This window comes from Ramlibacter albus (assembly GCF_014297445.1).
GTDB lineage: Bacteria > Pseudomonadota > Gammaproteobacteria > Burkholderiales > Burkholderiaceae_C > Ramlibacter > Ramlibacter albus.
The window spans coordinates 95,931-120,205 of the sequence record NZ_JACORU010000008.1 but is presented as its reverse complement, the minus strand read 5'-3'; the positions used below and the strand labels follow the sequence as shown (position 1 = coordinate 120,205).

At 68.4% G+C, this 24,275-nt stretch carries 27 protein-coding genes; 8 read left to right on the top strand and 19 right to left on the bottom strand.

Annotated features, from left to right (window positions below):
• Position 1: 1 nt before the first annotated feature.
• The 8 genes from H8R02_RS20665 to H8R02_RS20630 all read right to left on the bottom strand — a co-directional run bounded on the left by H8R02_RS20665 (position 2) and on the right by H8R02_RS20630 (position 6,944).
• Positions 2 to 763, bottom strand: a complete 762-nt coding sequence (locus tag H8R02_RS20665; RefSeq protein WP_187083383.1) for a putative hydro-lyase — start codon at positions 761 to 763, stop codon at positions 2 to 4.
• Between the two features lie 16 nt (positions 764 to 779).
• Positions 780 to 1,484, bottom strand: a complete 705-nt coding sequence (locus H8R02_RS20660) for an ABC transporter ATP-binding protein (protein WP_187083382.1) — start codon at positions 1,482 to 1,484, stop codon at positions 780 to 782.
• The gene (locus H8R02_RS20655; RefSeq protein WP_187083381.1) at positions 1,484 to 2,197 is read right to left on the bottom strand and encodes an ABC transporter ATP-binding protein; all 714 of its coding nucleotides are present in this window, start codon (positions 2,195 to 2,197) and stop codon (positions 1,484 to 1,486) included. Before H8R02_RS20655 ends, H8R02_RS20660 begins: the two co-directional genes overlap by 1 nt.
• Positions 2,194 to 3,198 (bottom strand): branched-chain amino acid ABC transporter permease, encoded by a 1,005-nt coding sequence (locus tag H8R02_RS20650; protein ID WP_187083380.1) that lies wholly within the window; start codon positions 3,196 to 3,198, stop codon positions 2,194 to 2,196. Before H8R02_RS20650 ends, H8R02_RS20655 begins: the two co-directional genes overlap by 4 nt.
• Positions 3,195 to 4,061, bottom strand: coding sequence for a branched-chain amino acid ABC transporter permease (locus H8R02_RS20645; RefSeq protein WP_187083379.1), 867 nt, complete (start codon positions 4,059 to 4,061; stop codon positions 3,195 to 3,197). The genes H8R02_RS20650 and H8R02_RS20645 overlap by 4 nt, the downstream gene beginning before the upstream one ends.
• On the bottom strand, positions 4,058 to 5,305 hold the full coding sequence (locus H8R02_RS20640; protein ID WP_187083378.1) for an ABC transporter substrate-binding protein: 1,248 nt from the start codon (positions 5,303 to 5,305) through the stop codon (positions 4,058 to 4,060). The genes H8R02_RS20645 and H8R02_RS20640 overlap by 4 nt, the downstream gene beginning before the upstream one ends.
• Positions 5,306 to 5,424: 119 nt before the next feature.
• On the bottom strand, positions 5,425 to 6,303 hold the full coding sequence (locus H8R02_RS20635) for a LysR family transcriptional regulator (protein WP_187083377.1): 879 nt from the start codon (positions 6,301 to 6,303) through the stop codon (positions 5,425 to 5,427).
• Complete coding sequence (locus H8R02_RS20630; RefSeq protein ID WP_187083376.1) at positions 6,300 to 6,944, bottom strand: aspartate/glutamate racemase family protein; 645 nt, start codon at positions 6,942 to 6,944, stop codon at positions 6,300 to 6,302. Before H8R02_RS20630 ends, H8R02_RS20635 begins: the two co-directional genes overlap by 4 nt.
• Positions 6,945 to 7,043: 99 nt before the next feature.
• Between H8R02_RS20630 and H8R02_RS20625 the strand changes: the two genes are divergently transcribed.
• The 3 genes from H8R02_RS20625 to H8R02_RS20615 are packed head-to-tail and all read left to right on the top strand — an operon-like array spanning position 7,044 to position 9,863.
• On the top strand, positions 7,044 to 8,012 hold the full coding sequence (locus tag H8R02_RS20625; RefSeq protein ID WP_187083375.1) for a TRAP transporter substrate-binding protein: 969 nt from the start codon (positions 7,044 to 7,046) through the stop codon (positions 8,010 to 8,012).
• Between the two features lie 7 nt (positions 8,013 to 8,019).
• Positions 8,020 to 8,553, top strand: a complete 534-nt coding sequence (locus H8R02_RS20620) for a TRAP transporter small permease subunit (protein WP_354004954.1) — start codon at positions 8,020 to 8,022, stop codon at positions 8,551 to 8,553.
• Positions 8,553 to 9,863 carry a TRAP transporter large permease gene (locus tag H8R02_RS20615; protein WP_187083374.1) on the top strand — a complete coding sequence of 437 codons (1,311 nt, stop codon included), beginning with the start codon at positions 8,553 to 8,555 and terminating at the stop codon, positions 9,861 to 9,863. Before H8R02_RS20620 ends, H8R02_RS20615 begins: the two co-directional genes overlap by 1 nt.
• Position 9,864: 1 nt before the next feature.
• Here H8R02_RS20615 and H8R02_RS20610 read toward each other — a convergent pair whose 3' ends face one another.
• Entirely contained in the window at positions 9,865 to 10,305 is a 441-nt protein-coding gene (locus H8R02_RS20610; protein WP_187083373.1) for a universal stress protein, read from the bottom strand.
• A gap of 102 nt (positions 10,306 to 10,407) precedes the next feature.
• On the opposite strand from H8R02_RS20610, the gene H8R02_RS20605 reads away from it, so the two are divergent.
• On the top strand, positions 10,408 to 11,052 hold the full coding sequence (locus H8R02_RS20605; protein WP_187083372.1) for a glutathione S-transferase family protein: 645 nt from the start codon (positions 10,408 to 10,410) through the stop codon (positions 11,050 to 11,052).
• On the opposite strand, the gene H8R02_RS20600 is transcribed toward H8R02_RS20605, so the two are convergent.
• The 8 genes from H8R02_RS20600 to H8R02_RS20565 all read right to left on the bottom strand — a co-directional run bounded on the left by H8R02_RS20600 (position 11,036) and on the right by H8R02_RS20565 (position 19,004).
• Positions 11,036 to 11,386: a hypothetical protein gene (locus H8R02_RS20600; protein ID WP_187083371.1), complete on the bottom strand. Its 351-nt coding sequence runs from the start codon at positions 11,384 to 11,386 to the stop codon at positions 11,036 to 11,038. The genes H8R02_RS20605 and H8R02_RS20600 overlap by 17 nt on opposite strands.
• A gap of 93 nt (positions 11,387 to 11,479) precedes the next feature.
• A complete protein-coding gene (locus H8R02_RS20595; RefSeq protein WP_187083370.1) occupies positions 11,480 to 12,529 on the bottom strand; it encodes an XdhC family protein in 1,050 nt (349 codons plus the stop codon).
• Positions 12,530 to 12,539: 10 nt separating this feature from the next.
• The gene (locus H8R02_RS20590) at positions 12,540 to 13,130 is read right to left on the bottom strand and encodes an SRPBCC family protein (protein WP_187083369.1); all 591 of its coding nucleotides are present in this window, start codon (positions 13,128 to 13,130) and stop codon (positions 12,540 to 12,542) included.
• Between the two features lie 13 nt (positions 13,131 to 13,143).
• Positions 13,144 to 14,325 (bottom strand): vWA domain-containing protein, encoded by a 1,182-nt coding sequence (locus tag H8R02_RS20585; protein ID WP_187083368.1) that lies wholly within the window; start codon positions 14,323 to 14,325, stop codon positions 13,144 to 13,146.
• A gap of 5 nt (positions 14,326 to 14,330) precedes the next feature.
• The gene (locus tag H8R02_RS20580) at positions 14,331 to 15,224 is read right to left on the bottom strand and encodes an AAA family ATPase (protein ID WP_187083367.1); all 894 of its coding nucleotides are present in this window, start codon (positions 15,222 to 15,224) and stop codon (positions 14,331 to 14,333) included.
• Positions 15,225 to 15,327: 103 nt separating this feature from the next.
• A complete protein-coding gene (locus H8R02_RS20575; protein ID WP_187083366.1) occupies positions 15,328 to 16,122 on the bottom strand; it encodes an FAD binding domain-containing protein in 795 nt (264 codons plus the stop codon).
• A 19-nt stretch (positions 16,123 to 16,141) separates the two neighbouring features.
• The gene (locus H8R02_RS20570; protein ID WP_187083365.1) at positions 16,142 to 18,514 is read right to left on the bottom strand and encodes a xanthine dehydrogenase family protein molybdopterin-binding subunit; all 2,373 of its coding nucleotides are present in this window, start codon (positions 18,512 to 18,514) and stop codon (positions 16,142 to 16,144) included.
• Between the two features lie 19 nt (positions 18,515 to 18,533).
• A complete protein-coding gene (locus tag H8R02_RS20565; RefSeq protein ID WP_187083364.1) occupies positions 18,534 to 19,004 on the bottom strand; it encodes a (2Fe-2S)-binding protein in 471 nt (156 codons plus the stop codon).
• A 167-nt stretch (positions 19,005 to 19,171) separates the two neighbouring features.
• On the opposite strand from H8R02_RS20565, the gene H8R02_RS20560 reads away from it, so the two are divergent.
• From H8R02_RS20560 to modC, 4 genes are all read left to right on the top strand, one after another.
• Positions 19,172 to 20,284 carry a sigma-54-dependent Fis family transcriptional regulator gene (locus H8R02_RS20560; RefSeq protein WP_187083363.1) on the top strand — a complete coding sequence of 371 codons (1,113 nt, stop codon included), beginning with the start codon at positions 19,172 to 19,174 and terminating at the stop codon, positions 20,282 to 20,284.
• A gap of 131 nt (positions 20,285 to 20,415) precedes the next feature.
• The gene (locus H8R02_RS20555) at positions 20,416 to 20,979 is read left to right on the top strand and encodes a hypothetical protein (protein ID WP_187083362.1); all 564 of its coding nucleotides are present in this window, start codon (positions 20,416 to 20,418) and stop codon (positions 20,977 to 20,979) included.
• A gap of 28 nt (positions 20,980 to 21,007) precedes the next feature.
• Positions 21,008 to 21,700, top strand: a complete 693-nt coding sequence (modB, locus tag H8R02_RS20550) for a molybdate ABC transporter permease subunit (protein WP_435531292.1) — start codon at positions 21,008 to 21,010, stop codon at positions 21,698 to 21,700.
• Positions 21,697 to 22,770 (top strand): molybdenum ABC transporter ATP-binding protein, encoded by a 1,074-nt coding sequence (gene modC, locus H8R02_RS20545; RefSeq protein ID WP_187083360.1) that lies wholly within the window; start codon positions 21,697 to 21,699, stop codon positions 22,768 to 22,770. Before modB ends, modC begins: the two co-directional genes overlap by 4 nt.
• Positions 22,771 to 22,777: 7 nt before the next feature.
• Here the strand turns inward: modC and H8R02_RS20540 are convergent, their stop codons facing one another.
• Together H8R02_RS20540 and H8R02_RS20535 are read right to left on the bottom strand one after the other, a co-directional pair.
• A complete protein-coding gene (locus H8R02_RS20540) occupies positions 22,778 to 23,539 on the bottom strand; it encodes an ABC transporter substrate-binding protein (protein WP_187083502.1) in 762 nt (253 codons plus the stop codon).
• 29 nt (positions 23,540 to 23,568) lie between these two features.
• Positions 23,569 to 24,267, bottom strand: a complete 699-nt coding sequence (locus tag H8R02_RS20535; protein WP_187083359.1) for an ABC transporter ATP-binding protein — start codon at positions 24,265 to 24,267, stop codon at positions 23,569 to 23,571.
• Positions 24,268 to 24,275 lie beyond the last annotated feature (8 nt).

Below are 24,275 nucleotides of genomic sequence, written 5' to 3'. Positions count from 1 at the left end.
GTCAGCCCCTCAAGTCCGTCACGAACATCTTGCCGGGCGCGTGCGTGATGCACAGCGGCAAGCGGCATTTCTGGGCCACCCATTGCGGCGTGACGCCGCAGGCCCAGAACACCGGCACCTCGTCGGCCTCGATGTCGACGGCGTCGCCGTAGTCCGGCCGCGCGATGTCGACGATGCCGATCGCCCCCGGGTTGCCGATGTGGACGGGCGTGCCGTGCGCCACGTCGAACCGGCCGGAAATCTCCACCACCTTGGCCACGTCGCGGCTCTTCACCGGCCGCATGCTCACCACCATCTCGCCGCTGAACCGGCCCGCCGGCGTGCACGCGATGTTCGTGCGGTACATCGCGACGTTGCGGCCCTGGCGCACGTGGCGCAGCGGCACGCCGGCCTGCTGCACGGCGGCTTCGAAGGAGAAGCTGCAGCCGATGAGGAAGGTGACGAAGTCCTTCTGCCACAGGTCGGCGACGCTCTCGCGCTCGCCGGCGAGATCGCCGTGGCGGTAGACGCGGTAGCCGGGCACGTCGGTGGCGATGTTCGCGCCCGGCGCGCAGCGCGGCTCGGTGGCGCCCGGCTCCAGCACTTCGATCAGCGGGCACGGCTTGGGGTTGCGCTGGCAGAACAGCAGGAAGTCGAAGGCGTCGGCTTCCGGCACGATCATCAGGTTGGCCTGCAGGTAGCCACCCGCGTGGCCCGAAGTGGGCTGCCGGAAATTCCCGTCGCGCACGGCCAGGCGCAGCGCCTGGGGTTGGTCGTAGATCATGGGTTTCACTTGCTATTTACAGGCCGAGGTAGGCCTTCTTGATGCGCTCGTCGTGCAGCAGGTCCGCGCCTTTGCCCTGCATGACGATGCGCCCGGTCTGGATGACGTAGCCTTCGTGCGCGATGGCCAGCGCCTTCTGCAGGTTCTGCTCCACCAGCAGCACCGACACACCCGTGGCGTTGACCTGCTGGATCACCTCCAGCACCTTGGCCACGAACTTCGGCGCGATGCCCCACGAGGGCTCGTCCAGCATCAGCAGCTTCGGCCGGGCCATCATGCCGCGCGCGATGGCCAGCATCTGCTGCTCGCCGCCGCTCATGGTGCCGGCCAGCTGCGCGTGCCGCTCCTTGAGGATGGGAAAGAGCGCGAACATCTCTTCGACGCCCCGCGCCACCTCGTGGCGGTCGGCGCGCGTGTAGGCGCCCAGCTCCAGGTTGCGCTTGACGGTCAGGCGCGGGAACAGCCGCCGGCCTTCCGGCACGAGCGACAGGCCCAGCGGCACGCGCTTGTGCGCGGGCACGCCCTGCACCGGCACGCCGTTGAAGGTGATCGTGCCGGCCTGCACCGGGTTCAGCCCCGCCACTGCGCGCAGCGTCGTGGACTTGCCGTTGCCGTTGCCGCCGACCAGCGCAATGATCTTGCCCGGCGGCACGGTGAGCGTGACGTCCGACACGGCGAGCACCTCGTCGTAGCAGACCTTGATGTTGCGAACTTCCAGCATCACGCATCCCCCAGGTAGGCGTGGATCACGGCTTCGTCGCTCGACACTTCGGCAGGCGTGCCTTCGGCGATCTTGCGGCCGCGGTCCAGCACCACGATCTTGTCGGCGATGGGCATGATGCCTTCGAGCACGTGCTCCACGACGAGGCAGGAGATGCCGTGCTCGCGGATCTTCAGCACCACGTCCACGGCTTCCTTCACCTCGGACGGGTTGAGCCCCGCCATCACCTCGTCCATCAGCAGCAGGCGCGGTCGCGTGGCCAGCGCGCGCGCCACGGCAAGCCGGCGCTGCTCGCTGATGGTCATGCTGCCCGCCGGCTTGTCGGCCAGGCGCGTGAGGTTGGCGAAGCCCAGCCAGCGCTCGGCGTCGGCGCGCGCATCGCTCACCTTGCGCTCGTGCAGCATCGACGCGGTCATCACGTTCTCGCACGCCGTCATGCTCGTGAAGGTGCGCGCGATCTGGAACGTGCGGCCCACGCCCATGCGGGCGCAGCGCTCGGGCGGCAGGCCCTCGATGCGCTGGCCGTCCAGGGTGATCGTGCCTTCGCTCGGCGCGAAGAAACCCGCGACGCAGTTGAACAGCGTCGTCTTGCCCGCGCCGTTGGGGCCGATCAGGCCCACTATCTGGCCCGTGCCGACGGTGAAGGTGACGTCCTCGTTGGCCGTGAGGCCGCCGAAGCGCTTGCTCACGCCCGTGACTTCCAGCAGGCTCATGACAGCTCCCCCGCGGCTTGCGTGCCGCTCACGGGCTTCGCTCCGGCGGCTTGCCGCGAGCGAAATCGCCGCACCTGGTTGTTCCACCAGCCGACGATGCCCGTCGGGTAGAACACCGCGATCACGATGATCAGCCCCGCGTAGATGATGACGTCGGTGCCCTTGCCGCTGCCGCCGAACAGGATGCGCGTGAACTCCTCGATGCTCGTGAGCACCACCGACCCCACGACCGGCCCGAACAGCGTGCCCACGCCGCCCAGGATCGCCACCAGCGCCATCTTGATCGACAGCGCCGTGGACAGCACCGACTGCGGGTCGATGTACAGCTCCTTCTGCGCGTAGAGGCTGCCGCCCAGGGCCGTGAAGAAGGCGCTGATGGCCAGCGCCACCTGCTTGTAGCGCGCGATGTCGATGCCGATGCTGCGCGCGGCGTCCGGCTCGTCCTTGATGGCGCGGAAGTAGTAGCCGAGCCAGCTGCGTTCGATCCAGAAGTTGACGGCGAGCGTGACGAGCAGCAGGCCGAGGGCCAGCCAGTAGTACGGCATCTTGGTCGCGAAGTTCAGCCAGGCCCAGCCCGTCTTGTTCATCGGCACGTACAGGCCGACGGCGGCGCCGGCGAAGTCCCACTCGGTGAAGAAGATCTGCACCAGCTCCGCGACCGCGATGGTCGCCATGGCGAAGTAGTGGCCCTTCAGGCGGAAGCACGACCAGCCGAACGCGAAGCTCAGAGCCGCGGCGAGCGCGCCACCGGCGAGGATGCCGATCCACGGATTCACGCCGAACTTCACCAGCAGCACGGTGGACGTGTACGCGCCCAGCCCGTAGAAGGCCGCATGCCCCAGCGACACCTGGCCCGCATAGCCGCCCACGATGTTCCAGGCGACGCCCAGTTGCGCGGCCATCAACACCAGGATCGCCATGTTGAGGTGCGAGGTGTCCAGCGCGAACGGCAGCCCCACGGCGAGCACGGCGCACGCAGCGGCAATGACGGTCGTCTTCATGCTTTCCCCATCAGGCCCTGCGGGCGGAACATCAGCACGCCGAGGAACAGCACCAGCACCACGGCCAGCTTGTACTGCGGCCCGAGCAGCAGCCCGCCCATCACCTCGATCACGCCCACCAGGATGCCGGCCCAGAACGCGCCGGTGACGCTGCCGAAGCCGCCGAGGTTGACCACCACGAACGCGAGCAGGATGAAGTTCGCGCCGACGTCCGGGAAGATCGGGAAGAAGGTCGCGAGCAGCACGCCCGCCGCTCCTGCGCATGCCGCGCCGATGCCCCACGCCAGCGAGAACATGCGGTGCGAATCGATGCCCATCAGGCGAGCCGCATCCTTGTCGGCGGCGGTCGCCTCGAGCGCAGCGCCGAGCCGCGTGTGGTTCAGGAAGTACCAGATCACCGCCGTCACCAGCACCGCGCCCACGCCCGCCACCAGCTGCGGCTGCCCGAGCTGCAGGCCCAGCACCTTCACCGTGCCCGCCACCGCGGAGTTCTCGACCGAGCGGAAGTCCGGCTTCCACAGGAACTGTGCCACGCCGCGCAGCAGGTACATCAGCCCGAAGGTGGTGAAGATCTGCGTGAGCATCGGCGCGTTGATGATGCGCACGATGAGCAGCTTGTACAGCAGCACGCCGAACGCGAAGAGCATCAGCACCGTGAGCGGCAGCGTGAGCATGGGGTCCAGCGCGTAGAGGGCGAACAGCCAGAAGGTCGAGTACATGCCGAGCATCAGGAACTCGCCGTGCGCGAAGTTCACGATGTCCATCACGCCGAAGATCATGGTCAGCCCGATCGCCACCAGCGCGTAGATCAGCCCGATCAGCACGCCGGAGGCCAGGGTCTGGGCAAGGATCTCGAAGGTCACTTGCGCTGGTCCCACTTGGGCATCGGCCAGACGACGTCGCGCGACGCCATGGCGAACGGCCACACGGTGTTGTACTGCCCGCCCACCACCTGCACCAGGATGCCCTGCCCCAGCGTGTTCTGGCCCGTGGCGTCGAACTTCACGCCCTTCCACGGCATGATGAGGTTCTTGCCCTCGATGTTGGTGGCCGCCAGTGCCTTGCGGATCGCCTCGGGCTCGGTGGAGCCGGCGCGGTTGATCGCGTCGGCCAGCACCATCAGGCCCGTGAAGGTGCGCGAGCTGTTGCCCGTGAAGTTGATCTTGTACTTCGCGTTGAAGAGGTCGTTCACCTGCTTGATGAGCGGCTTGGTCTTGGCGAGGTCGAGCGCGAAGACTTCACGCGTGATGATGTACTCGGCGTCCTTGCCCAGCGTCTTGATGAACTCGGTGTCGGTGAAGCCGGCGTTGTTGGCCAGGATCATGTCCGGCGAGAAGCCCAGCTCCTTGTACGTCTTCATCGACAGGATGGCGTCGGCCGTGTACGAGGACTGCAGCACGAGGTTCGGGTTGGCCGCCTTCAGCGCCTGCACTTCCGACGTGAGCTGCGTGGTCTTGGCGGGGTACGACACCTGCTTGACCAGTTCGTACTTGTAGTCCGGCGCCAGCTTGGCCTGCAGCTTGCCGCTCTCGGTGCCCCACAGGCCGTTCTCGTTGAGCGTGACGATGCGGCCGGGCTTGATGCCCTTCTTCGCCTGCAGTTCGCTCAGGAACTCGAACGCGTTGTGCACGAACAGGTCGTCGTGCGGCGTGGTGCGGAAGAACCACTTGAAGTTGCGCTGCGTGAGCGAGGCCGAGGACGACTCGGGGTTGAGGAACGGGATGCCCGCGCGCTCGGCCACCTGGCTCGCGGTGGCGGTGACGGCACTGTTGTACGCGCCGACGATGGCCACCACCTTCTCCTGCGTGATCAGGCGTTCGGCCTCGGTGGCGCCCGTCTGCGGGTTCGCCTGGTGGTCGGCGAACACCAGCTTGATCTTCGCGCCCTTCAGGTTGGGCAGGCCCTTGCCTTGCGAGAACGGCAGGTCGGGCACGCCCGCGGCGCCGTTGTTGATGATGTCCGCGGCGAGTTCCAGCGCGTTGCGCAACTCGCCGCCCACCGACGCGGCCGACCCGGTGAGCGGGTAGATCACGCCGACCTTGATTTCCTGCTGCGCGTGCGCCGCCACGGCGAAGGCCGCACCCACCAGACCCAAAAGCAACTTCATGAAAAAGCTCCTTGTCGAAGATGGGCGAATTCTGGGAAGCGCGGGGCTTTCCTTCAAACGCGAAATTTTTCGATTACGTCATCGAAATTTCTTCTGCCGAGAGCGAAGACCTAGGGTTTCTACGAGTTCGCGACGAAGGCCAGCGCGGACTTGAGCACCAGCTCGGCATTGCCCGACGACGGGTCGACCCGGTAGTTGGCGTGGATGGGCAGCGGCGGCAGCGGCTGCTCGCAGCGCAGGATCTTCAGGCCGGAGGTGTCGGGCAGGCGCTTCGCGGCGGCAAGCGGCAGCGTCGCCACGCCGAAGCCGCCCTGCACGAGCTGCACCATGGCCGAGATCGAGGAGATTGCGTGGATCTTGCGGGGCTGCACGCCAGCGGCCTTGAGCTGGTCCACGAGCGCGAGGTGCGGCACCGAGCCGCGCTGGAAGGTCATCACGTCCACGTCCGCGAAGTCCGCCATGCGCCACACGCGCTTGCGGTGGATCTTCGCGTTGCCGAGGAAGGCCATCTCCATCGGCGGCAGCGCCTTGGTGCGCACGCCCTCGGCATTGGCCGGCGAGGCCGTGAAGACGATGTCCATCGCGCCGCGGCGCACGAGGTCGATCAGCACCGGTGTGGTCTCCACCGACAGCTCCAGCTCGAGCGCCGGGTATTCGCCGCGCAACTGCTCCACCCACGGGATCAGCCACGAGTGCAGCACGGACTCGATGGCGCCCACGCGCATCTGCACCTCGGGCGGCGCCTCGCCCCCCATTTCCTGCTTGATCTCGCGCTGCAGTTCCAGCAGGCGCGATGCGTGCTTGAGGAAGCGCTGGCCGGCCATGGTCAGGCGGAACTGCTTGTCGCGCCGGTCCAGCAGCACGGTGCCGAGTTCGTCCTCCAGCGCGGCGATGCGCGCGGACATCGCCGATTGCGTGATGAACAGTTTTTCGGCGGCGCGCGACACGGACTGCAGCGTGGCGACCCAGTAGAAGGCTTCGACGAAGCGCAGGTTCATGGCACCGCGTCGAAGAGGCTGAGGACGCGCCAGCCCGTGGCGTCGCGCACGGCTTGGGCATACGGAGGCATGTTGGTGCATTCGAGCACCAGTGTGCGCACCCCCGGTGCACGCGCCTTCAACGCGAGGGCGGCTTGGACCACGTCCTGCCTGGCCCGTGCGACGTCCATCGTCTCGCGGTTGCCGAGAATGGCCGTTGCGAATTCGCTGGAAGGGTCCACGCCCTGCACGACGACGTCGGCCAGCCGCGATCGGGCAACACCGGCCGCCAGCAGGTGCTCGTCGCCCAGGTTCGCCTCCGAGATCGTGAGCACACCGATTGACTCCTCCCCTTCGAGGAGCCCCGGCAAGAGCAACAGGCTCGAAGTGACCACCGGGATGTCGACGGCCGCCTGCAATTCCTCCTGCAACAGCACGAGGAAGCCGCAGCTCGTGGTCACGGCCGCCACACCACGCGCCGCGAGGCCACGCACCGCCTCCACGAAGGCGGGCAGCACGTTGGCGGCACGCAGCGCCTGCGCACTGCTCACGATCCGCGAGGGAAAGGCGCCCTGCACCACATGCAGTTCCACCGGCCGGCCCCAGCTGGCCGGCTCGCCCGCGTCACCCGCGGGACGCGGGAAGCGCGTGTCGAGCCGCACGAGCCCGAGTGCCCCGGGGGGAAATACCGGTGGCGCGGGCGCGCAACTTGCACGTATGCTCGAATCCTCCATCATCCGCCGCATTCTCACGGAGAGGCCATGAATCTCAAACAAGCCGCCATCGCATTTGCCGCCGTCACTGCCACGGGCGCTTTCGCACAGACCAAGTGGGACCTGCCCGCGGCCTACCCCGCGACCAACTTCCACACCGAGAACCTGCAGCAGTTCGCCAACGACGTGGACAAGGCCACCGGCGGCAAGCTCAAGATCACGGTGCACGCCAACGCGTCGCTGTTCAAGGCCAACGAGATCAAGCGCGCGGTGCAAAGCGGGCAGGCCGCCATCGGCGAGTTCCTGATGGTCAACGCCGAGAACGAGAACCCGATCTACGGCGCCGACGGCATCCCGTTCCTCGCCACCAGCTACGCCGAGTCGAAGAAGCTCGCCGCCGCCCAGAAGCCCTTCGTGGACAAGCTGCTCGCTGCGCAAGGCATGAAGCTGCTGTACACGGTCGCATGGCCGCCGCAGGGCATCTACGTGAACAAGGAGATCCAGTCGGTGGCCGACATGCGCGGCCTGAAGTGGCGCGCCTACAGCCCCGCCACCGCCAAGATCGCCGAGCTGATCGGCGCCGTGCCGGTCACCATCCAGGCCGCCGAACTCACGCAGGCACTGGCCACCGGCGTCGTCAACAGCTACATGAGCTCGGGCTCCACCGGCTACGACAGCAAGACCTACGAGAGCATCAAGTACTGGTACGACACGCAGGCCTGGCTGCCCAAGAACGCGATCATCGTCAACCAGAAGGCGTTCGACGCCCTCGACAAGGCCACGCAGGAGGCGGTGCTCAAGGCCGCCAAGGACGCCGAGGTGCGCGGCAACAAGATCTCGGAAGAGAAGAACGACTGGTACAAGAAGGCGCTGGCCGACAAGGGCATGAAGATCATGAAGCCCTCGCCCAAGCTCGTGGCCGACATGAAGCAGGTGGGCGCGATCATGCAGGCCGACTGGCTCAAGAAAGCCGGCCCGGACGGCAAGGCGCTGATCGACGCGTTCAACAAGAAGTAAGGCCGTAGTGCGCCGCTTCCTCGACCGGCTCTATTACGCATGCGGCGCCATCGGCGCCGTTTTCGTTGCGCTGATCTGCGTGCTGATGGTCGCCCAGAGCGTGCTGCGCGAACTCGGCGTGCGCACGGGCGCGGTGAACGACGTGGTGGCGTGGTTCTGCGCCGCCGCGTCCTTCTTTGCGATGGCGCATGCGTTCAAGCACGGCGACTTCGTGCGTGTCACGCTGCTGCTGGAGTCGGTGTCGCCGAAGGTGCGGCGCGTTCTGGAAATCGCATGCCTCTTCATTGGCGCGGTCGCTGTGGGCTACCTCGCGTACTGGGCCAACCGGTTCACGTACGACAGCTGGCGCTTCAACGAAGTGGCGCAAGGGTTGCTGCCGCTGCCGATCTGGATTCCGCAGGCGAGCTTCGCCTTGGGCTCCATCCTGCTCTTCGTCGCCATCGTGGACGAATTGATCATCGTGCTGCGCGGCGGGCGGCCGACATTCGTGGTCGCGGTCGAGGAACGCCACGCCCACGGCGACTTCTCTTCGGACGTCTGATGGATATCCTTCTCGTCGGCGGCCTGCTGCTCGTGATCATGATGGTGCTGCTCTCGGGCGGCGTGTGGATCGCGATGACGCTCGCCATCTGCGGCTGGGTCGGCCAGGCCTTCTTCACCAACACCTCGCCGGGCAACAACCTCTTCTCGTCGTTCTGGGAAAGCAACGCGAGCTGGGAGCTCGCCGCGCTGCCGCTGTTCATCTGGATGGGCGAGATCCTGTTCCGCAGCAAGCTGTCGGAAGAGATGTTCGAGGGCCTGCGGCCATGGCTCAATCGCGTGCCGGGGCGGCTGATGCACACCACCATCCTCGGCTGCGGCATCTTCGGTTCGGTGTCGGGCTCGTCGGCAGCGACGTGCGCGACGATCTCCAAGGTGGCGCTGCCCGAGCTGCTCAAGCGCGGCTACAGCGAGAAGATCACGCTCGGCTCCCTGGCGACCGCGGGCACGCTGGGCATCCTGATCCCGCCCTCGATCACGATGGTGGTCTACGCCGTCGCCGCCGATGCGTCGATCATCCGCATCTTCCTCGCGGGCTTCCTGCCCGGCTTCCTGCTGATGGCGCTGTTCTCGGGCTACATCATCTGGTGGAGCCTGCGCCATCCCGACCAGGTTCCGCCGCCCGACCCGCCGACCACATTCGCCGAAAAGATCCGCCTTTCGGGCAACCTGATCCCCTGCACGGTGCTCATCATCTTCATCGTCTGGGTGCTGATCGCGGGCTGGGCCACGGCGACCGAATGCGCGGCCTACGGCGTCGTCGGCTCGCTGGCGCTGGCGTGGTGGAGCAAGTCCCTGACGTGGCAGACGTTCTGGGACGGGCTGATGGGCACCACGCGCACCAGCTGCATGATCATGTTCATCCTCGCTGGCGCCTCGTTCCTCACCAAGACGATGGCGTTCACCGGCATCCCGCGGGAGCTGGCGCTGTGGGTGGAGTCCATGCACCTGTCGCCTTACATGCTGATCATGGTGCTGACGGTGGTCTACCTGATCCTCGGCACCGCGCTGGACGGCATCAGCATGATCGTGCTCACGAGCGCGGTCGTGCTGCCGATGATCCAGAAGGCCGGCTTCGACCTCGTGTGGTTCGGCATCTTCATCGTGCTGCTGGTGGAGATTGCGGAGGTGACGCCGCCGGTGGGGTTCAACCTGTTCGTGTTGCAGAACATGACGGGGAAGGACAGCAACACGATTGCGAAGGCTTCGATCCCGTTTTTTGCATGCCTTGTGGTGGCGATCGTGTTGATCACCGTGTTTCCGCAGATCGTGACTGTCCTGCCGGACCTGGTGATGGGGAAGGAGAAGTAGCCTACTCTCCGCGCACCACCAGCACCGGCAAGGTGGTGTGCGTCAACACCCGCTGCGCCACACTCCCCAGCAGCAGCTTCTGCATCCCGTGCCGCCCATGCGACCCCATCACGATCAGGTCGGCCCCCGCCTCGTTGGCGGCGGTGATGATTCCCTCGTGCGGCGCATGCACGTCCACGCGCTTCGTGGCGGCATCGACACCCTCCTTCGCCAGGTCCGCTGCCGCCTGCGCGAGCATGTTGTCGGCATTCGCATTGGCGGCCGCGATGTACTCGCGGTGGCCGATGGTGAGCTCGGCCCCCGCATGCGCGAAGGCATGGGTATCCACCACGGTGGCAAGCGTCACCTTGCTCTTGAACACTTTTGCGAGCGCGGCGGCCTTGCCGAGCGCCAGGCTCGCGGTGCGCGAGCCGTCGAGGGGCACGAGGATGTGCTGGTACATGGTGTCGATTCCTTTCGCGGACGTCGGCTATCCGCCTGCCCTGCACTCTAGGGCGCGGCGCTTCTGCTAACGTGATCCAGATCAAGTGAAAAGGAGTACGCCATGTACCGCTTGCACGGCTTCTGCCAGTCCGGCAACAGCTACAAGGTCGCCTTCATGCTGCGCGCGCTCGGCGTGCCATGGGAGCCCGTGTTCGTGGACTACATGGCGGCCGGCGTCACGCGCGACAACGCGTGGCGCGAGACGGTCAACGAGATGGGCGAAGCGCCCGTGCTGGAAGCGGATGGCAAGCGCCTGTCGCAGTCGGGCGCCATCCTGACGTGGCTGGCCGACAAGCACGGCCGGTTCGGCGGGCGCAACGCCGAGGAGAAGTACGAGGTGCTGCGCTGGCTGCTCTACGACAACCACAAGTTCACGAGCTACTTCGCCACGTGGCGCTTCATGAAGTCGTTCGGCGCCGAGCCGCCGAAGCCGGACGTCGAGGCGTTCCTCAAGACGCGCATCAACAACTGCTTCGGCGTGGTCGACAAGCACCTGGCCACGCAGCCGTACATCGCGGGCGACTCACCCACGATCGCGGACATGTCGCTATGCGGCTACCTCTTCTTCCCGCCGGAAGAAAGCGGCTACGACGTGGCGGCCCAGTACCCGAACATCGGCGCATGGCTCGCGCGGGTGCGGCAGGTCCCGGGCTGGTGCGACCCGTACGAAGCGCTCCCCGGCGAGCAGCTCAAGCCGAAGTGGTGAGCCGCGGCGGCGGCGATTCCGGGTAGTTGATCTGCGCCATCTCGTGCAGCAGCTCGACCGTGTCGCGGCGGCGGGCTTTGCGCAGCACGCGCTCGTTCTCGCGGCGCAGCCACTGGTGGCGGTCGATGAAGTGGCGGCGGAAGTAGGTTTCCGAATACGTGGCTTCGGAGTTGCGGTCATCGAGGGGCTCGATGACGACGCGGCGCTGGCCGTCCTCGCAAAGCAGGACGCCCGAGATGATCCACTGGCGGTCGGGGAAAGCCCGCTCCAGCCAGACTTCACCTGGGCGCAGGCCTCCGACGCGCCGGTAGGTGGACATGGGGACGACTTTCATGCCCCGATTTTCCCAGCTCAGGCGACCCGGAGATGTCGGACGCCTGAATATCCGCGCATGGGACGGCAGTTCGTTGGCTATTAAGTAGTAGTTTCAGCGGACGCAGGCGACCAACGGGTCGGCCGCGATACTACGAAGGTTCTTGGCCGCCGCGACTTCCATGCCCCGGGGGAGGGCCACGCCGTTCTTCACGGCCAGCACCTCGGCCATGATGCTCACCGCGATCTCGGGCGGCGTCTTGCTGCCGATGTAGATGCCGATCGGCCCGCGCAGGCGCTGCAGGTCGGCGTCGGTCTGGCCGAAGTGCTCCTTCATGCGGGCATGGCGCGCGTCGTTGTTGCGCCGGCTGCCGATCGCGCCGACGTAGAACGCATCGGTTTTCAGCGCCTCCAGCAAGGCCAGGTCGTCGAGCTTCGGGTCGTGCGTCAGCGCGATCACGCAGCTGCGCCGGTCGGGCTTGAAGGCCGTCACCACGTCGTCGGGCATGTCGGTGACCAGCCGCGCGGCCGGCACGTTCCAGCTGCCGCTGTATTCCTCGCGCGGGTCGCACACGGTGACCGCGAAACCCGAGAAGAGCGCCATCGTCGCGAGGTACTCGGTGAGCTGGCCGGCGCCGATCAGCAGCATGCGGAACTCGGGGCCGAAGGTGTTGACGAGCTCGCGGTCGTTCACCACCAGCTCCTCCGGCGCCTTCGCTTCCTCCATCGTCGCCTGGCCGTCGGCGAGCCGCACGCGCCGCCGCATCAAGCGCCCCGTTTCGAGCGCAGCCACCAGGGCGGAGAGCGCCGCAGCATCGGGGTCGTACTCCAGCAGCAGCTCCAGCGTGCCGCCGCAGGGCAGCCCGAAGCGGTGCGCCTCGTCGGCCGTCACGCCGTACTTCACGAAGGCAGGCGCGCCGGTCGGGATGACATGGCCGGGCTCCTTGCCCGAGTAGGCCTGCGTGTAGCGGTAGATCAGGTCGTCCTCGATGCAGCCGCCGGAAACCGAGCCGACCACCGCCCCGTCCTCGCACAGCGCCATGATCGAGCCCACCGGCCGCGGCGACGAGCCCCAGGTGCGCACCACGGTTGCCAGCAGCGCGCGCTTGCCCGCGGCGCGCCAGTCGCGCACCGCCCGCAGCACCATCACGTCGAGGTTTTCCATACCGCCTCCTTCAGCGGCGCAACCAGTAGATTGCGCCCAGCACGAGCACACCCGCCACGATCCAGACCCATACAGGCACGCCCTTCGACGCAGGGGCCGCCGATGGCCCGGCCGCGGCGGCGGTTGCCGCCTCGACCGCGTAGGCCTGCGGGTAGCGCCGCTGCATTTCCTCGTCGAAGCGCTTGAAGAAGTCGTCGGCCATCGACCTGGCCACGCCATCGACCAGCCGCTGGCCGACCTGCGCGATCTTGCCGCCGACCTGCGCGGTCACGTCGTAGCTCAACTCGCAGCCCGCGCCTTCGGCCGCAGGCGCCAGCCGCACCTGCGCCGTGCCCTTGCCGAAACCCGCGGGGCCGCCCTGCCCCTCGAACGCGAGCCGGTAGCTGTTGGGCGCCTGCACGTCGGCGAGCGTGATGCGGCCGTTGAAGCGCGCGGCCACCGGGCCCACGCGCACGGCCACGGCCACGGCGTACTGGTTGTCGCCGGTGGCTTCCACCTTGTCGCAACCGGGGATGCACGCCTTCAGCACCTCGGGGTCGTTCAGCGCGTCCCACGCCTGCTGTTGCGTCACCGCCAGGTGGCGGCTGCCCTGCATTTCCATGGTTCTCTTTCTCTCAGTTCTTCTTCATGACGGCGGCAAGGCTGGCAGCCAGCTCCTGCAGCTTGCCCAGATTGTGGACCGCGAGCATCCCGTGAGCGTAGCGGTGCAGCACGGCGGCCCCACGCGCCAGCGGGGCATAGCCGTCGAAACGCAGCAAAGGGTTGAGCCAGAGCAACTTCCGGCAGCGGCGCACCAGCCAGTCGAGCTCGCGCGCGAGGTCTTCCGGCTCGCCGGTGTCCAGGCCGTCGCTCACCACCAGTACGAGTGTGCGCCTGCCCACGAGCCGGCGCGCGTGTTGTTTCCGCAGGGCGGAAAGCGATTCACCGAGGCGTGTGCCGCCGGCGTAGTCGTCGATGGCGGCGCTCGCGGCAGCCAGCATGTCGTCGGTGTCCGCGAGCCGGAACGCGGGCGTGAGGTCCGTCAGGTGCGTGCCGAACGCGAACACGTCGCGGCGCTGGCCACGCGTGGCGTTGTGCAGGTACGCGAGCAGCATGCGCGCGTAGCGCTCCATCGAGCCGGACACGTCGACCAGCACCAGCAGCGGCAGTTTCTCGTCGCGCCTTTGCAGCCGGCGCAGCACGACGAGCTCGTTGCCGGTGCGCGACGCGTGGCGCAAGGTACGGGCCCAATGCAGCTTCGTGCCGCGTGTGCCGGGGCGTGTGCGGCGCGCTTCGACCATCGGCACGGGCAACGCGACTTCACGTGCGAGGCGTTCGACGAGGCGGTATTCGCTGGCCGTGAGCGCGTTGAAGTCGGCGTGCTTCACGCGGTCCATGTCGCTCGCGGTCATCGCGGCGTCGAGTTCGATCTCCTGCTCTTTCTTCGGCGGTGTGCTCTGGCCGAAGGCCTGTTGCGGCGAGAGCGCCTCGCTCACACGCGGCCGGCGCTTCGTGCGCTCCCCCTTGCTTTCGGCGGAGGGCAGCATCTGCGCGAGCAGCTTGTGCGCGACGTCGGGGTCGCGGAAGTAGGCGTCGAAGAGTTCGCGAAAGACGATGCGGTCCTGCTCGCGGCTGACGAGCACGGCTTCCATCGCGGCGCACAGGTCGTCGCGGTCGCCGACGCCGACGAGTTGCGCCGCCTGCTGCGCGAGGCCGATCCGCGCGCTGTCCACGCGCACGCCTGCGCGGCGCAGCGTGCGGCCGAAGCCCGCGATGTTGTCCGCGAGCTTGCCGGTGCGGGCGTCGCCTAGCAGCATGCGCGCTAAGCCACTTCCTCGGGCTTGAGCAGCTCGGTCGCGAGCTCCTTCGTCAGCGCCGCGACGTCCTCGCGCTGCTTGAACAGGATGCCCGCGGTGTCGGCCACGACTTCGGGGTCCACCGCGAGCGTGTCCAGCGCGACGAGCGCCCTCGCCCACTCCACGCTCTCCGCGATGCCGGGCGCGCGCTGGAACGCATTGGCGAAAGGCTGGCTGCGCAAGCGGCCCACGAAATCGGCCACCTGCTGCGACAGCGCGGCGCTTGCCTGCGGCACCTGCGCGCGCACGATCGCGAGCTCGCGTTCGCGCTCGGGGTAATCGAGCCAGTGGTAGAGGCAGCGGCGCTTGACCGCATCGTTGAGCTCGCGCGTGCGGTTGCTGGTGAGGATGGTCACCGGCGTGAACTGCGCCTTGATCGTGCCGATTTCGGGGATGCTCACCTGGTACTCGCCGAGGTATTCGAGCAGGAAGGCTTCGAAGGGTTCGTCGGCACGGTCCACTTCGTCGATCAGCAGCACCGCGCCGGGCTCGGGTGCCTGCAGCGCCTGCAGCAGCGGGCGGCGGATCAGGTAACGCGGCTCGTAGACCTCGCGCTCGATCTCCTCGGTGCTTTCCTTGCCTTCGGCGGCGCGCATGTGCAGCAGCTGCGCGGTGTAGTTCCACTCGTAGAGCGCTTCGCGCAGCTCGAGGCCGTCGTAGCACTGCAGGCGCAGCAGCTCGCGCTGCATGGCGACGGCGAGTGCTTTCGCCAGCTCGGTCTTGCCAACGCCGGGCTCGCCTTCGAGGAGCAGCGGGCGCTGCAGCTTGAGCGCGAGGAAGACGGCAGTGGCGAGGCGGCGGTCGGCGTAGTAGCCGGCCGCCTCGAGCCCGTGTTGGAGGTCGTCGATCGAAGCGAACATGAGCGCATTGTCAGTCAACGTCACCCCGGGCTCGACCCGGGGTCCATGGTGGCGTGTCGCAACGCAACGATGGATGCCGGGCCAGGCCCGGCATGACACGCGATTACCCGAGCGCCTTCGCGACGGCCCGCTGCGCCATCACCGATACGAGGTTCGCCCGGTACTCGGCACTCGCATGCAGGTCGCTGGACAATCCGCTCGCATCGACCTTCACGCCGGCCGCAGCCTGCGGCGTGAACGACTTCGCCAGCGCCTGCTCCAGCCCGGCATGGCGGAACACGCCGTTGCCGCCGCCCGTGACCGCGACGCGCACGCCGCTGTCCGTTTGCGCCACGAACACGCCGATCAACGCAAACCGCGACGCGGGCTGCTTGAACTTCATGTACGCCGCCTTCTTCGCCACCGGGAAGCTCACCGACGTGATCAGCTCGCCTTCCTTCAGCGCCGTCGCGAACATGCCCTGGAAGAAGTCGTCCGCCGCGATCTTGCGCTGCGTGGTCGTCACCGTAGCGCCCAGCGCGAGCAATGCAGCCGGGTAGCACGCCGCCGGGTCGTTGTTGGCCACCGACCCGCCGATCGTGCCCATCGCGCGCACCTGCCGGTCGCCGATGCCGCCGGCCAGCTCCGCCAGCGCCGGGATCGCGGCCTTCACATCGGCGCTCGCCGCGACATCCGCATGCCGCGTCATCGCGCCGATCACCACCGCGTTGCCCTCGCGCTTGATGCCGGCGAGCTCGGCGATGCCGCCCAGGTCCACGAGCTGTTCGGGGTTGGCCAGGCGCAGCTTCATCGACGCCAGCAGCGTCTGCCCGCCGGCCAGCACGCGCGCGTTGCCATTGGCGGCAAGCTTTGTCGCATCGGCCACGCTGGAAGGACGTTCGAAAGCAAATGAATACATGGTGTGTCCTCCTTCTGTTTCAGTGCTTGGCGGCCTGGATCGCGGCCCACACGCGCGCCGGTGTCGCCGGCATGTCGAGTTCCTTCACGCCAAGGTCGCGCACGGCGTCCAGCACGGCGTTGATAACCGCCGGCGGCGAACCGATCGCGCCCGCCTCGCCGCAGCCCTTGGTACCCAGCGGGTTGTGCGTGCACGGCGTGCACACGGTGTCCAGCTTGAACATCGGGATGTCGTCGGCGCGCGGCATGGCGTAGTCCATGAAGGAGCCGGTGACGAGCTGGCCGCTGTCCTTGTCGTACACGCAGTTCTCCAGCAGCGCCTGGCCGATGCCCTGCACCAGCCCGCCGTGCACCTGGCCTTCGACGATCATCGGGTTGATGATGGTGCCGAAGTCGTCTACCGCGGTGAAGCGGTCGAGGCGCACCACGCCGGTGGCGGGGTCCACTTCCACTTCCGTGATGTACGTGCCCGCCGGGAAGGTGAAGTTGGTCGGGTCGTAGAACGCGGTTTCGTTCAGGCCGGGCTCCAGCTTGTCGAGCGGGTAGTTGTGCGGCACGTAGGCCGTCAGCGCCACCTGACCGAAGGTCACCTTCTTGTCGGTGCCCTTGATCTTGAACTCGCCGCCCGAGAACTCCACGTCACCCTCGCCCGCTTCCATCAGGTGCGCGGCAATCTTCTTGGCTTTCGCCTCGATCTTGTCCAGCGCCTTCATGATGGCCGCGCCGCCCACGCTGATCGAGCGCGAGCCGTACGTGCCCATGCCGAAGGGCACGCGGCCCGTGTCGCCGTGCACCACGTCGACGTTCTCGACCGGGATGCCCAGCCGCGCCGCGACGACCTGCGCGAACGTGGTCTCGTGGCCCTGCCCGTGCGAGTGCGAGCCGGTGAACACCGTCACGCTGCCCGTCGGGTGCACGCGAATCTCGCCGCATTCGAACAGGCCCGCGCGCGCGCCGAGCGCACCCGCGATGTTCGACGGCGCGATGCCGCAGGCCTCGATGTAGCTCGAATAGCCGATGCCGCGCTTGAGGCCCTTCGCCTCGCTCGCCTTCCTGCGCGCGTCGAAGCCCGCGACGTCGGCCAGCTGCTTCGCCTTGTCCATCGCGGCGTGGTAGTCACCCGTGTCGTACTGCAGCGCCACCGGCGTCTGGTACGGGAAGCTGGTGATGAAGTTGCGCTTGCGGATCTCGTCCTGCGACAGCCCCGTTTCCCACGCCGCGCGCGTGACGATGCGCTCCAGCAGGTACGTCGCTTCGGGGCGGCCCGCGCCGCGGTACGCATCCACCGGTGCGGTGTTGGTGAACCACGCATCCACTTCGACGTAGATCTGCGGCGTCGTGTACTGGCCCGCCAGCAGCGTGGCGTACAGGATCGTCGGCACGCAGGTCGAGAACGTCGACAGGTAGGCGCCGAGGTTCGCGTCGGTGTGCACGCGCAGGCCGAGGAACTTGCCCTGCGCGTCCAGCGCCAGCTCGCAGTGCGTGACGTGGTCGCGGCCGTGCGCGTCGCAGAGGAACGCCTCGCTGCGGTCGGCGGTCCACTTCACCGCGCAATTGAGCTGCTTGGCGGCCCAGGTCACCGCCACGTCTTCGGCGTAAAGGTAGATCTTGGAGCCGAAGCCGCCGCCCACGTCCGGCGCGATCACGCGCACCTTGTGCTCGGGCAGGCCCAGCACGAAGGCCGTCATCAGCAGCCGCTCGACGTGCGGGTTCTGGTTGGAAACGTACAGCGTGTACTCGTCGCTCGCGCGGTTGAACGAGCCGATCGCCGAGCGCGGCTCCATCGCGTTGGGCACGAGGCGGTTGTTGGTGAGGTCCAGCTTCGTCACGTGCGCGGCGCGCGCGAACACCTCGTCCACCTTCGCCTTGTCGCCGATCGCCCACTTGTAGCAGTGGTTGTCCGGCGCGATGTCGTGCAGCGCCTTGCCCTTGGCGGCGTCGCGCACGTCCACCACCGCGGGCAGCACGTCGTAGTCCACGCTCACCGCTTCGGCCGCATTGCGCGCCTGCTCCAGCGTGTCGGCGATGACCATCGCGACGTGGTCACCGACATAGCGCACCTTGCCCACCGCGAGCACCGGGTGCGGCGGCTCCTTCATCGGCGTGCCGTCGGTGCTGGTGATCAGCCAGCCGCAGGGCAGCCCGCCCATCTTGCCGTCGAGGTCCTTGCCGGTGAAGATCTTCGCCACGCCGGGCATGCCGTCGGCGCGCGAGGTGTCGATCGACTTGATCATCGCGTGCGCGTGCGGCGACCGCACGAACACCGCACAGCGCTGGTTGGGCAGATTCACGTCGTCGGTGTACTGGCCGCTGCCGGTGAGGAAGCGGTAGTCTTCCTTGCGCCGCACGGCTTCGCCGATGTGCGGCAGCTTCGCGAAATCGGATGCACCCATGGTCGTGCTCCTTTCGGGTTCAGGCTTTGGCCATCGCCGCAGCACCCTGCTGGACGGCCTTCACGATGTTCTGGTAGCCGGTGCAGCGGCAGATGTTGCCGTCCAGCTGCTCGCGGATCTGCTGCTCGCTGGCGCCCGGGTGGCGCTTGCACAGGTCCACCGCGCTCATGACCATCCCCGGCGTGCAGAAGCCGCATTGCAGGCCGTGGCACTCCTTGAAGGCCGCCTGCATCGGGTGCAGCGTGCCGTCGGCGGCCGCGAGGCCCTCGATGGTGGTGACCTCCGCGCCCGGGTGCTGCAGCGCGAGCGTGTTGCAGGCCTTCACTGCACGGCCGTTGACGAGCACGGTGCAGGCGCCGCACTGCGCGGTGTCGCAGCCCACGTGCGTGCCCGTGAGGCGCAGGTGCTCCCGCAGCGCCGTCACCAGCAGCGTGTTCGGCGCCACGTCCAGTTGCGCCGTCTTGCCGTTGACCTTCATCGATACGAGCATGTCGTTTTCTCCTTGGGTAGCCGGGAAAAGCATTCTTCGGCCGGGGTCCTGCGGGGCTGCTAGGCGAAACCCTGATTGCCGCGACGCATGACACGAAATTCTCAAAATGGAACAATGGCCGCCGGCGGCACAGCGCCGCGCGAAGCCACACTGCCCAGCACCTCCCCATGACCGCCACGCCGCTCGCCACCGCCGCCGCCCGCCTGGACGAGATCGCGCGGGCGCGCACGGCGGTGATGTGTGAGGGCCGCTCGCTCACCGACACGATGGTGGACGCCTGGTTCGAGCGCAACTGGATCGAGCGCTCCTGGCGCCGCTGCCTCGCCGCCGGCCGGCGGCCGGACCAGCGCGTCGGCTTCGACGTAGTGCCTGCGCAGGCGCTGCGCCGCGTCGAGGAGGCCAACCACGAACTCGTCGTGGCGGCGCAGCCGGTGCTGGAGCGCCTGGGCGCCGCCATCGCCAGCACGCGCTACTTCGCCATCCTCACCGACCGCCACGGCGTGGTGGTGGACGCCAAGGGGCCGATCGACCGGAGCGACCGGCGGGCGACGCTGATCACCCGCGTCGGCGTCGACCTGTCCGAGCCCAGCGTCGGCACCAGCGCGATCGGCGCCGCCCTCGCGGAGCTGCAGCCGGTGTGGCTGCACCGCGGCGAGCATTTCTTCCAGGACACCAGCTGCTACAGCTGCGCGGGCGCGCCGCTCTTCGGCCCGCAGGGCGAGTGCGTCGGCATGCTCGACCTCACCGGCATCGACGCCGCCGAGCGGCCCGAGCTCAAGCACCTGGCCGCGCAGGCGGCACGCAGCATCGAGAACGCGCTGGTGCTGGCGCGGCCGCACAGCATCGTGCTGCGCCTGAACTGGCCGGGGCGGCTGCTCGGCGACGAGGGCGATGCGCTGGTGGGCGTAGACAGCGATGGCTGGGTGACGGCCAGCAACACGGCCGCGCGCCAGATGCTGCCGCAGCTGGCGGCAAGCCGCGTGCCGGTGCACTGCAGCGAGCTGTTCGCGCAGCCTTGGGAGCCGCTCTTCGACGCGGCGCGCAGCCGCCGCGCGCCCGCGCCGCAGGAGGTCGCGCTGTGGTCCGGGTTGCGGCTCGCGGTGCTGGTGCAGCCTGCGGGATCGGACGCACCCGCCTCGCGACTGCCGCTACGCGACGTGGAGATCGCCTTGATCCGCAAGGCGGTGAGCGACGCGCGCGGCAACGTGGCCCGGGCGGCGCAGGCGCTGGGCATCAGCCGCGCCACGGTCTACCGCAAGCTGGGCCAAAGACCAAAGTAGGCAGGGGTCTGAAACCGGGTTGCGCACGCGGTCCAAACCACTACAATCGCGCCCGAAAGTTCCAAGCGCCTGCCCTTTCGTGCAGGTAATACCAGCACAAAGAGGTACCCCCGCGGGGGTTCGGCAGGCCCATGTTCGACCTGAGGAAGCTGTTCGTGCGCGAAATCCGCGCGCGCAACGGCAAGACGATCGATCCCGACAGCGACTACCACCCGTCCGACAAGCCCGGCGACGGGCTGGAGGTCGAGTACCAGACGCTCATCGCGCGCCAGTTCCGCCGCTGGGGCATCAAGCCGGGTTGTGTCACGGTGGAAGTGCGGCAGCTGGGCCGCGCGCCGGACGGCTTCGACGTCTTCGTCGGCATGGTGCGGCTGGCGAAGTGGGAGCGCGAGTCGGCATTCCGGATGCTGATCGGCCTGCCCCTGCTGGAAAGCAAGGTCCGCAAGGCGGTCCGCGGCACCTGGCTGGCGGACTTCAGCCACTTCGGCGGCCTGTGGCTGCATGCCTCCGAGCAGTTGCACAGCATGCCCGGCTCCGGTGAACTGCGCGACCTGCTGATGAACCTCGTGCCGCCGCCTGCGGCGCCACCCGGCCACGGCGTGGCGGAGCCGTCCGCCGCGTACACCGTCACTTCCCTTCCTGCGCAATCCGGCGTCGACGCCGCCAGCCTGCCCAGCGAGCCCGCGCTCCCCTGAGCGCGGCGGGCATACTTGCGCTGCCATGATGAGCAGCGCCCTTCCCACCGCCGAAGACCTGGGCGCCATCTGGCTCACGCTGCGGCTGGCGGCGTGCACCACTTTCCTGCTCCTACTCATCGCAACACCCCTGGCATGGTGGCTCGCGCGCACGCCGTCAGGCTGGCGCGGGCCGGTCGCCGCGGTCGTTGCGCTGCCACTGGTGTTGCCGCCGACCGTGATCGGCTTCTACCTGATCGTCGTGTTCGGGCCCCATGGCGCGGGCGGCCAGCTCACCCAGGCTCTCGGGCTGGGCCTGCTGCCCTTCACCTTCGGCGGGCTGCTCGTCGGCTCGATCCTCTACTCGCTGCCCTTCGCGGTACAACCCTTGCAAAGCGCGTTCGAGTCCGTCGGGCGGCGGCCGATGGAAGCCGCGGCGACGCTCGGCGCCCGGCCGCTCGATGCTTTTTTCACGGTTGCCGTGCCGCTCGCGCGCAACGGGTTCGCGAGCGCGGCGGTCCTGAGCTTCGCGCACACGGTCGGGGAGTTCGGCGTCGTGCTGATGATCGGCGGCAACATCCCCGACAGGACACGCGTGGTCTCGACGCAGATCTACGGCCACGTGGAGGCCCTGGAGTACACGCAGGCGCACTGGCTCGCGGGCGGCATGGTGCTCTTCTCTTTCGCCGTGCTGCTCGGGCTGGCCGTGCTGAACCGGCGCATGGCGCGCGTGCCCGCATGAACGCGATCCGCGTCCACTGGCCGCGCGGCCTCTTCGTGCTCGACGTGAGCCTGGAGTTGCCGGACAACGGCGTCACCGCGATCCTCGGGCCTTCGGGCTGCGGCAAGACGACGCTGCTGCGCTGCATCGCGGGCCTGGAGCAAGCGCCCGAAGCAGCGATCGAAGTCGGCGGCGAATGCTGGCAGCACACCGCGCGCGGCGAGTTCGTGCCGCCGTGGCAGCGCGGCGCGGGCTACGTGTTCCAGGAAGCGAGCCTCTTCGACCACCTCGACGTGCGCGGGAACCTGCAATACGCCGAGCGGCGCGCCCGCAACGGCGGCGCCGGCGTGTCCGTGGCGCAGGCGACCGAGCTGCTGGGCATCGGCACGCTCCTCGGCCGCCGGCCCTTCGAGCTTTCCGGTGGCGAGCGCCAGCGCGTGGCGATCGCGCGCGCCCTGGCGGCGCGGCCGCGCCTGCTGCTGCTCGACGAGCCTCTCGCCGCGGTCGACGTGTCGCACCGGCGCGAGATCCTGCCGTGGCTGGAAACACTGCGCGACGAGCTGCGCATCCCGATGCTCTACGTGACGCACGCGGCCGACGAAGCGGCACGCCTGGCGAGCACGCTGGTGCTGATGCGGGGCGGCCGCGTCGAAGCCGCGGGGCCGCTCGCAGCGACGATGGCGCGGCTGGACCTCGCGGCCGCGAAGATGGACGACGCCGGCGCGGTGCTGGAAGGCCGCATCGAGGCGCGCGACACGCGTTGGCACCTCACGAAGTTCGGTTTCGCGGGCGGCGCGCTGTGGCTGGCAGACCGGGGGCACGAGCCGGGCACGGCGGTGCGCGTCCACGTGCTCGCTCGCGACGTGAGCCTCGCGCTGGCGCCACCGGAAAACTCGAGCATCCAGAACGTGCTGCCCTGCACCGTGCGCGAGGTCGCACCGGGGCCGCATCCGTCGCAGGCGATCGTGCGGCTGCAGTGCGGCGAAACGGCATTGCTCGCGCGCATCACGGCCCGGGCCGCGGACGCGCTCGCGCTGCGCGAGGGCGCGCATGTGTGGGCGCAGGTGAAGTCGGCGGCGCTGGTCGACTAGCGCAGGGTTATCGCGGGTTCGCGTTCGGGAAGAACAGCTGTTCCCCGTTCACCTTGTACTCCGCGATGGCGGCCTGGCCGGCGGGCGAGACGACCCAGTCCACGAACTTCTGCGCCTGCGCGGCCTTCACGTGCGGATGCTTCTTCGGGCTCACGATCATCACGCCGTACTGGTTGAAGAGGCGCCGGTCGCCTTCCACCAGCACCGCGAGCTCGCCGCGGTTGCGGAACGTGAGCCAGGTGCCGCGATCCGCGAGCACATAGGCGCTGGACGAAGAGCCGATGTTCAGCGCCGGGCCCATGCCGCAGCCGCATTCCCTGTAGCCCTTGCCCTTGTTCGCGACGCCTGCCTCCGACCAGTAGCGCAGCTCCGCCGCATGCGTGCCGCTCTTGTCGCCGCGCGAGATGAAGGGCGCGTCGCCTGCAGCCACCTTCTTCAGCGCTTCGACGATGTCCTTGCCTCTCGCGCCCGCAGGGTCCGCACGCGGCCCGACCAGCACGAAGTCGTTGTACATGACCGGGTACCGCTGCGGCGCGAACCCCTCCGCGACGAACCTCTCCTCCGCCGCGGTGTCGTGCACGAACAGCACGTCGGCGTCGCCGCGCCTCGCCATGTCGATGGCCTGCCCGGTGCCGACGGCGACGACTTTCACGTCGATGCCGGTCGCGCGCTTGAATGCCGGCAGCAGGTGGGCGAACAGGCCCGACTGCTCGGTGGACGTCGTCGAGGCCATCACGATCGACTGCGCGTGCGCCGCCATGGTTGCCATCGCCAACACGAGTGCGCCCGCCCATCGTTTCACCCGAGTTCCCCCTTGACGAACAACTCGGCCTCGCGCGACACCTCGCCGAGCGGGCCGTTGAAGAAATGATCGACCGGCAGGTCGGCGAGCACGAAGCCATGTTCGAGGTAGACCACGCGCGTGGCCAGGCGCTTGACCTGCCCGAGGTTGTGGCTGGCGAACACCAGCGTCGTGCCCGCTTCCGCGAAGTCCGCGATCACGCGCTCCACTTCGCGCTTGCCGTGCGGGTCGAGGCTGGAGGTTGGCTCGTCCAGCAGCAGCACGTCGGGCCGCATCGCCCATGCGCGCGCCAGTGCGAGCCGCTGCTGCTGCCCGCCGGAGAGCTGGCGTGCATTGCGCCCCGCCTCCGCTTCGAGGCCCACCCGCCGCAGCGCATGCACGGCCTCTTGCTTCGCATGCCCCCAGCGGTTTCCGCGCAGCCATAGCCCCAGCGCCACGTTGAAGCGCGCCGACGCACGCAGCATGAAAGGCCGCTGGAACACCATGGCCTGCGTCGCCGCCGTGTCGCGCAGCAGCGAGCCGCTCGCGGGCCGCACCAGCCCGTGCAGCACGCGCAGCAGCGTGCTCTTGCCGCTGCCGTTGGCGCCGATGAAGGCCACGCGCTCGCCGGGCGCGATGCGCAGGCTCACGTCCGCAAGCGCGGCGACACGCCCGAAGCGCACCGTCACGTTCCCGAGCTCGATCAACGCCGGCATGCCGTCAC

Excerpts from the sequence above, each read along its gene's own strand:
- H8R02_RS20665 (WP_187083383.1), bottom strand. The coding sequence starts at position 763 with ATGATCTACGACCAACCCCAGGCGCTGCGCCTGGCCGTGCGCGACGGG.
- H8R02_RS20660 (WP_187083382.1), bottom strand. The coding sequence starts at position 1,484 with ATGCTGGAAGTTCGCAACATCAAGGTCTGCTACGACGAGGTGCTCGCC.
- H8R02_RS20655 (WP_187083381.1), bottom strand. The coding sequence starts at position 2,197 with ATGAGCCTGCTGGAAGTCACGGGCGTGAGCAAGCGCTTCGGCGGCCTC.
- H8R02_RS20650 (WP_187083380.1), bottom strand. The coding sequence starts at position 3,198 with ATGAAGACGACCGTCATTGCCGCTGCGTGCGCCGTGCTCGCCGTGGGG.
- H8R02_RS20640 (WP_187083378.1), bottom strand. The coding sequence starts at position 5,305 with ATGAAGTTGCTTTTGGGTCTGGTGGGTGCGGCCTTCGCCGTGGCGGCG.
- H8R02_RS20635 (WP_187083377.1), bottom strand. The coding sequence starts at position 6,303 with ATGAACCTGCGCTTCGTCGAAGCCTTCTACTGGGTCGCCACGCTGCAG.
- H8R02_RS20625 (WP_187083375.1), top strand. The coding sequence starts at position 7,044 with ATGAATCTCAAACAAGCCGCCATCGCATTTGCCGCCGTCACTGCCACG.
- H8R02_RS20615 (WP_187083374.1), top strand. The coding sequence starts at position 8,553 with ATGGATATCCTTCTCGTCGGCGGCCTGCTGCTCGTGATCATGATGGTG.
- H8R02_RS20610 (WP_187083373.1), bottom strand. The coding sequence starts at position 10,305 with ATGTACCAGCACATCCTCGTGCCCCTCGACGGCTCGCGCACCGCGAGC.
- H8R02_RS20605 (WP_187083372.1), top strand. The coding sequence starts at position 10,408 with ATGTACCGCTTGCACGGCTTCTGCCAGTCCGGCAACAGCTACAAGGTC.
- H8R02_RS20600 (WP_187083371.1), bottom strand. The coding sequence starts at position 11,386 with ATGAAAGTCGTCCCCATGTCCACCTACCGGCGCGTCGGAGGCCTGCGC.
- H8R02_RS20595 (WP_187083370.1), bottom strand. The coding sequence starts at position 12,529 with ATGGAAAACCTCGACGTGATGGTGCTGCGGGCGGTGCGCGACTGGCGC.
- H8R02_RS20590 (WP_187083369.1), bottom strand. The coding sequence starts at position 13,130 with ATGGAAATGCAGGGCAGCCGCCACCTGGCGGTGACGCAACAGCAGGCG.
- H8R02_RS20585 (WP_187083368.1), bottom strand. The coding sequence starts at position 14,325 with ATGCTGCTAGGCGACGCCCGCACCGGCAAGCTCGCGGACAACATCGCG.
- H8R02_RS20580 (WP_187083367.1), bottom strand. The coding sequence starts at position 15,224 with ATGTTCGCTTCGATCGACGACCTCCAACACGGGCTCGAGGCGGCCGGC.
- H8R02_RS20575 (WP_187083366.1), bottom strand. The coding sequence starts at position 16,122 with ATGTATTCATTTGCTTTCGAACGTCCTTCCAGCGTGGCCGATGCGACA.
- H8R02_RS20570 (WP_187083365.1), bottom strand. The coding sequence starts at position 18,514 with ATGGGTGCATCCGATTTCGCGAAGCTGCCGCACATCGGCGAAGCCGTG.
- H8R02_RS20565 (WP_187083364.1), bottom strand. The coding sequence starts at position 19,004 with ATGCTCGTATCGATGAAGGTCAACGGCAAGACGGCGCAACTGGACGTG.
- H8R02_RS20560 (WP_187083363.1), top strand. The coding sequence starts at position 19,172 with ATGACCGCCACGCCGCTCGCCACCGCCGCCGCCCGCCTGGACGAGATC.
- H8R02_RS20555 (WP_187083362.1), top strand. The coding sequence starts at position 20,416 with ATGTTCGACCTGAGGAAGCTGTTCGTGCGCGAAATCCGCGCGCGCAAC.
- modB (WP_435531292.1), top strand. The coding sequence starts at position 21,008 with ATGAGCAGCGCCCTTCCCACCGCCGAAGACCTGGGCGCCATCTGGCTC.
- modC (WP_187083360.1), top strand. The coding sequence starts at position 21,697 with ATGAACGCGATCCGCGTCCACTGGCCGCGCGGCCTCTTCGTGCTCGAC.
- H8R02_RS20540 (WP_187083502.1), bottom strand. The coding sequence starts at position 23,539 with ATGGCAACCATGGCGGCGCACGCGCAGTCGATCGTGATGGCCTCGACG.
- H8R02_RS20535 (WP_187083359.1), bottom strand. The coding sequence starts at position 24,267 with ATGCCGGCGTTGATCGAGCTCGGGAACGTGACGGTGCGCTTCGGGCGT.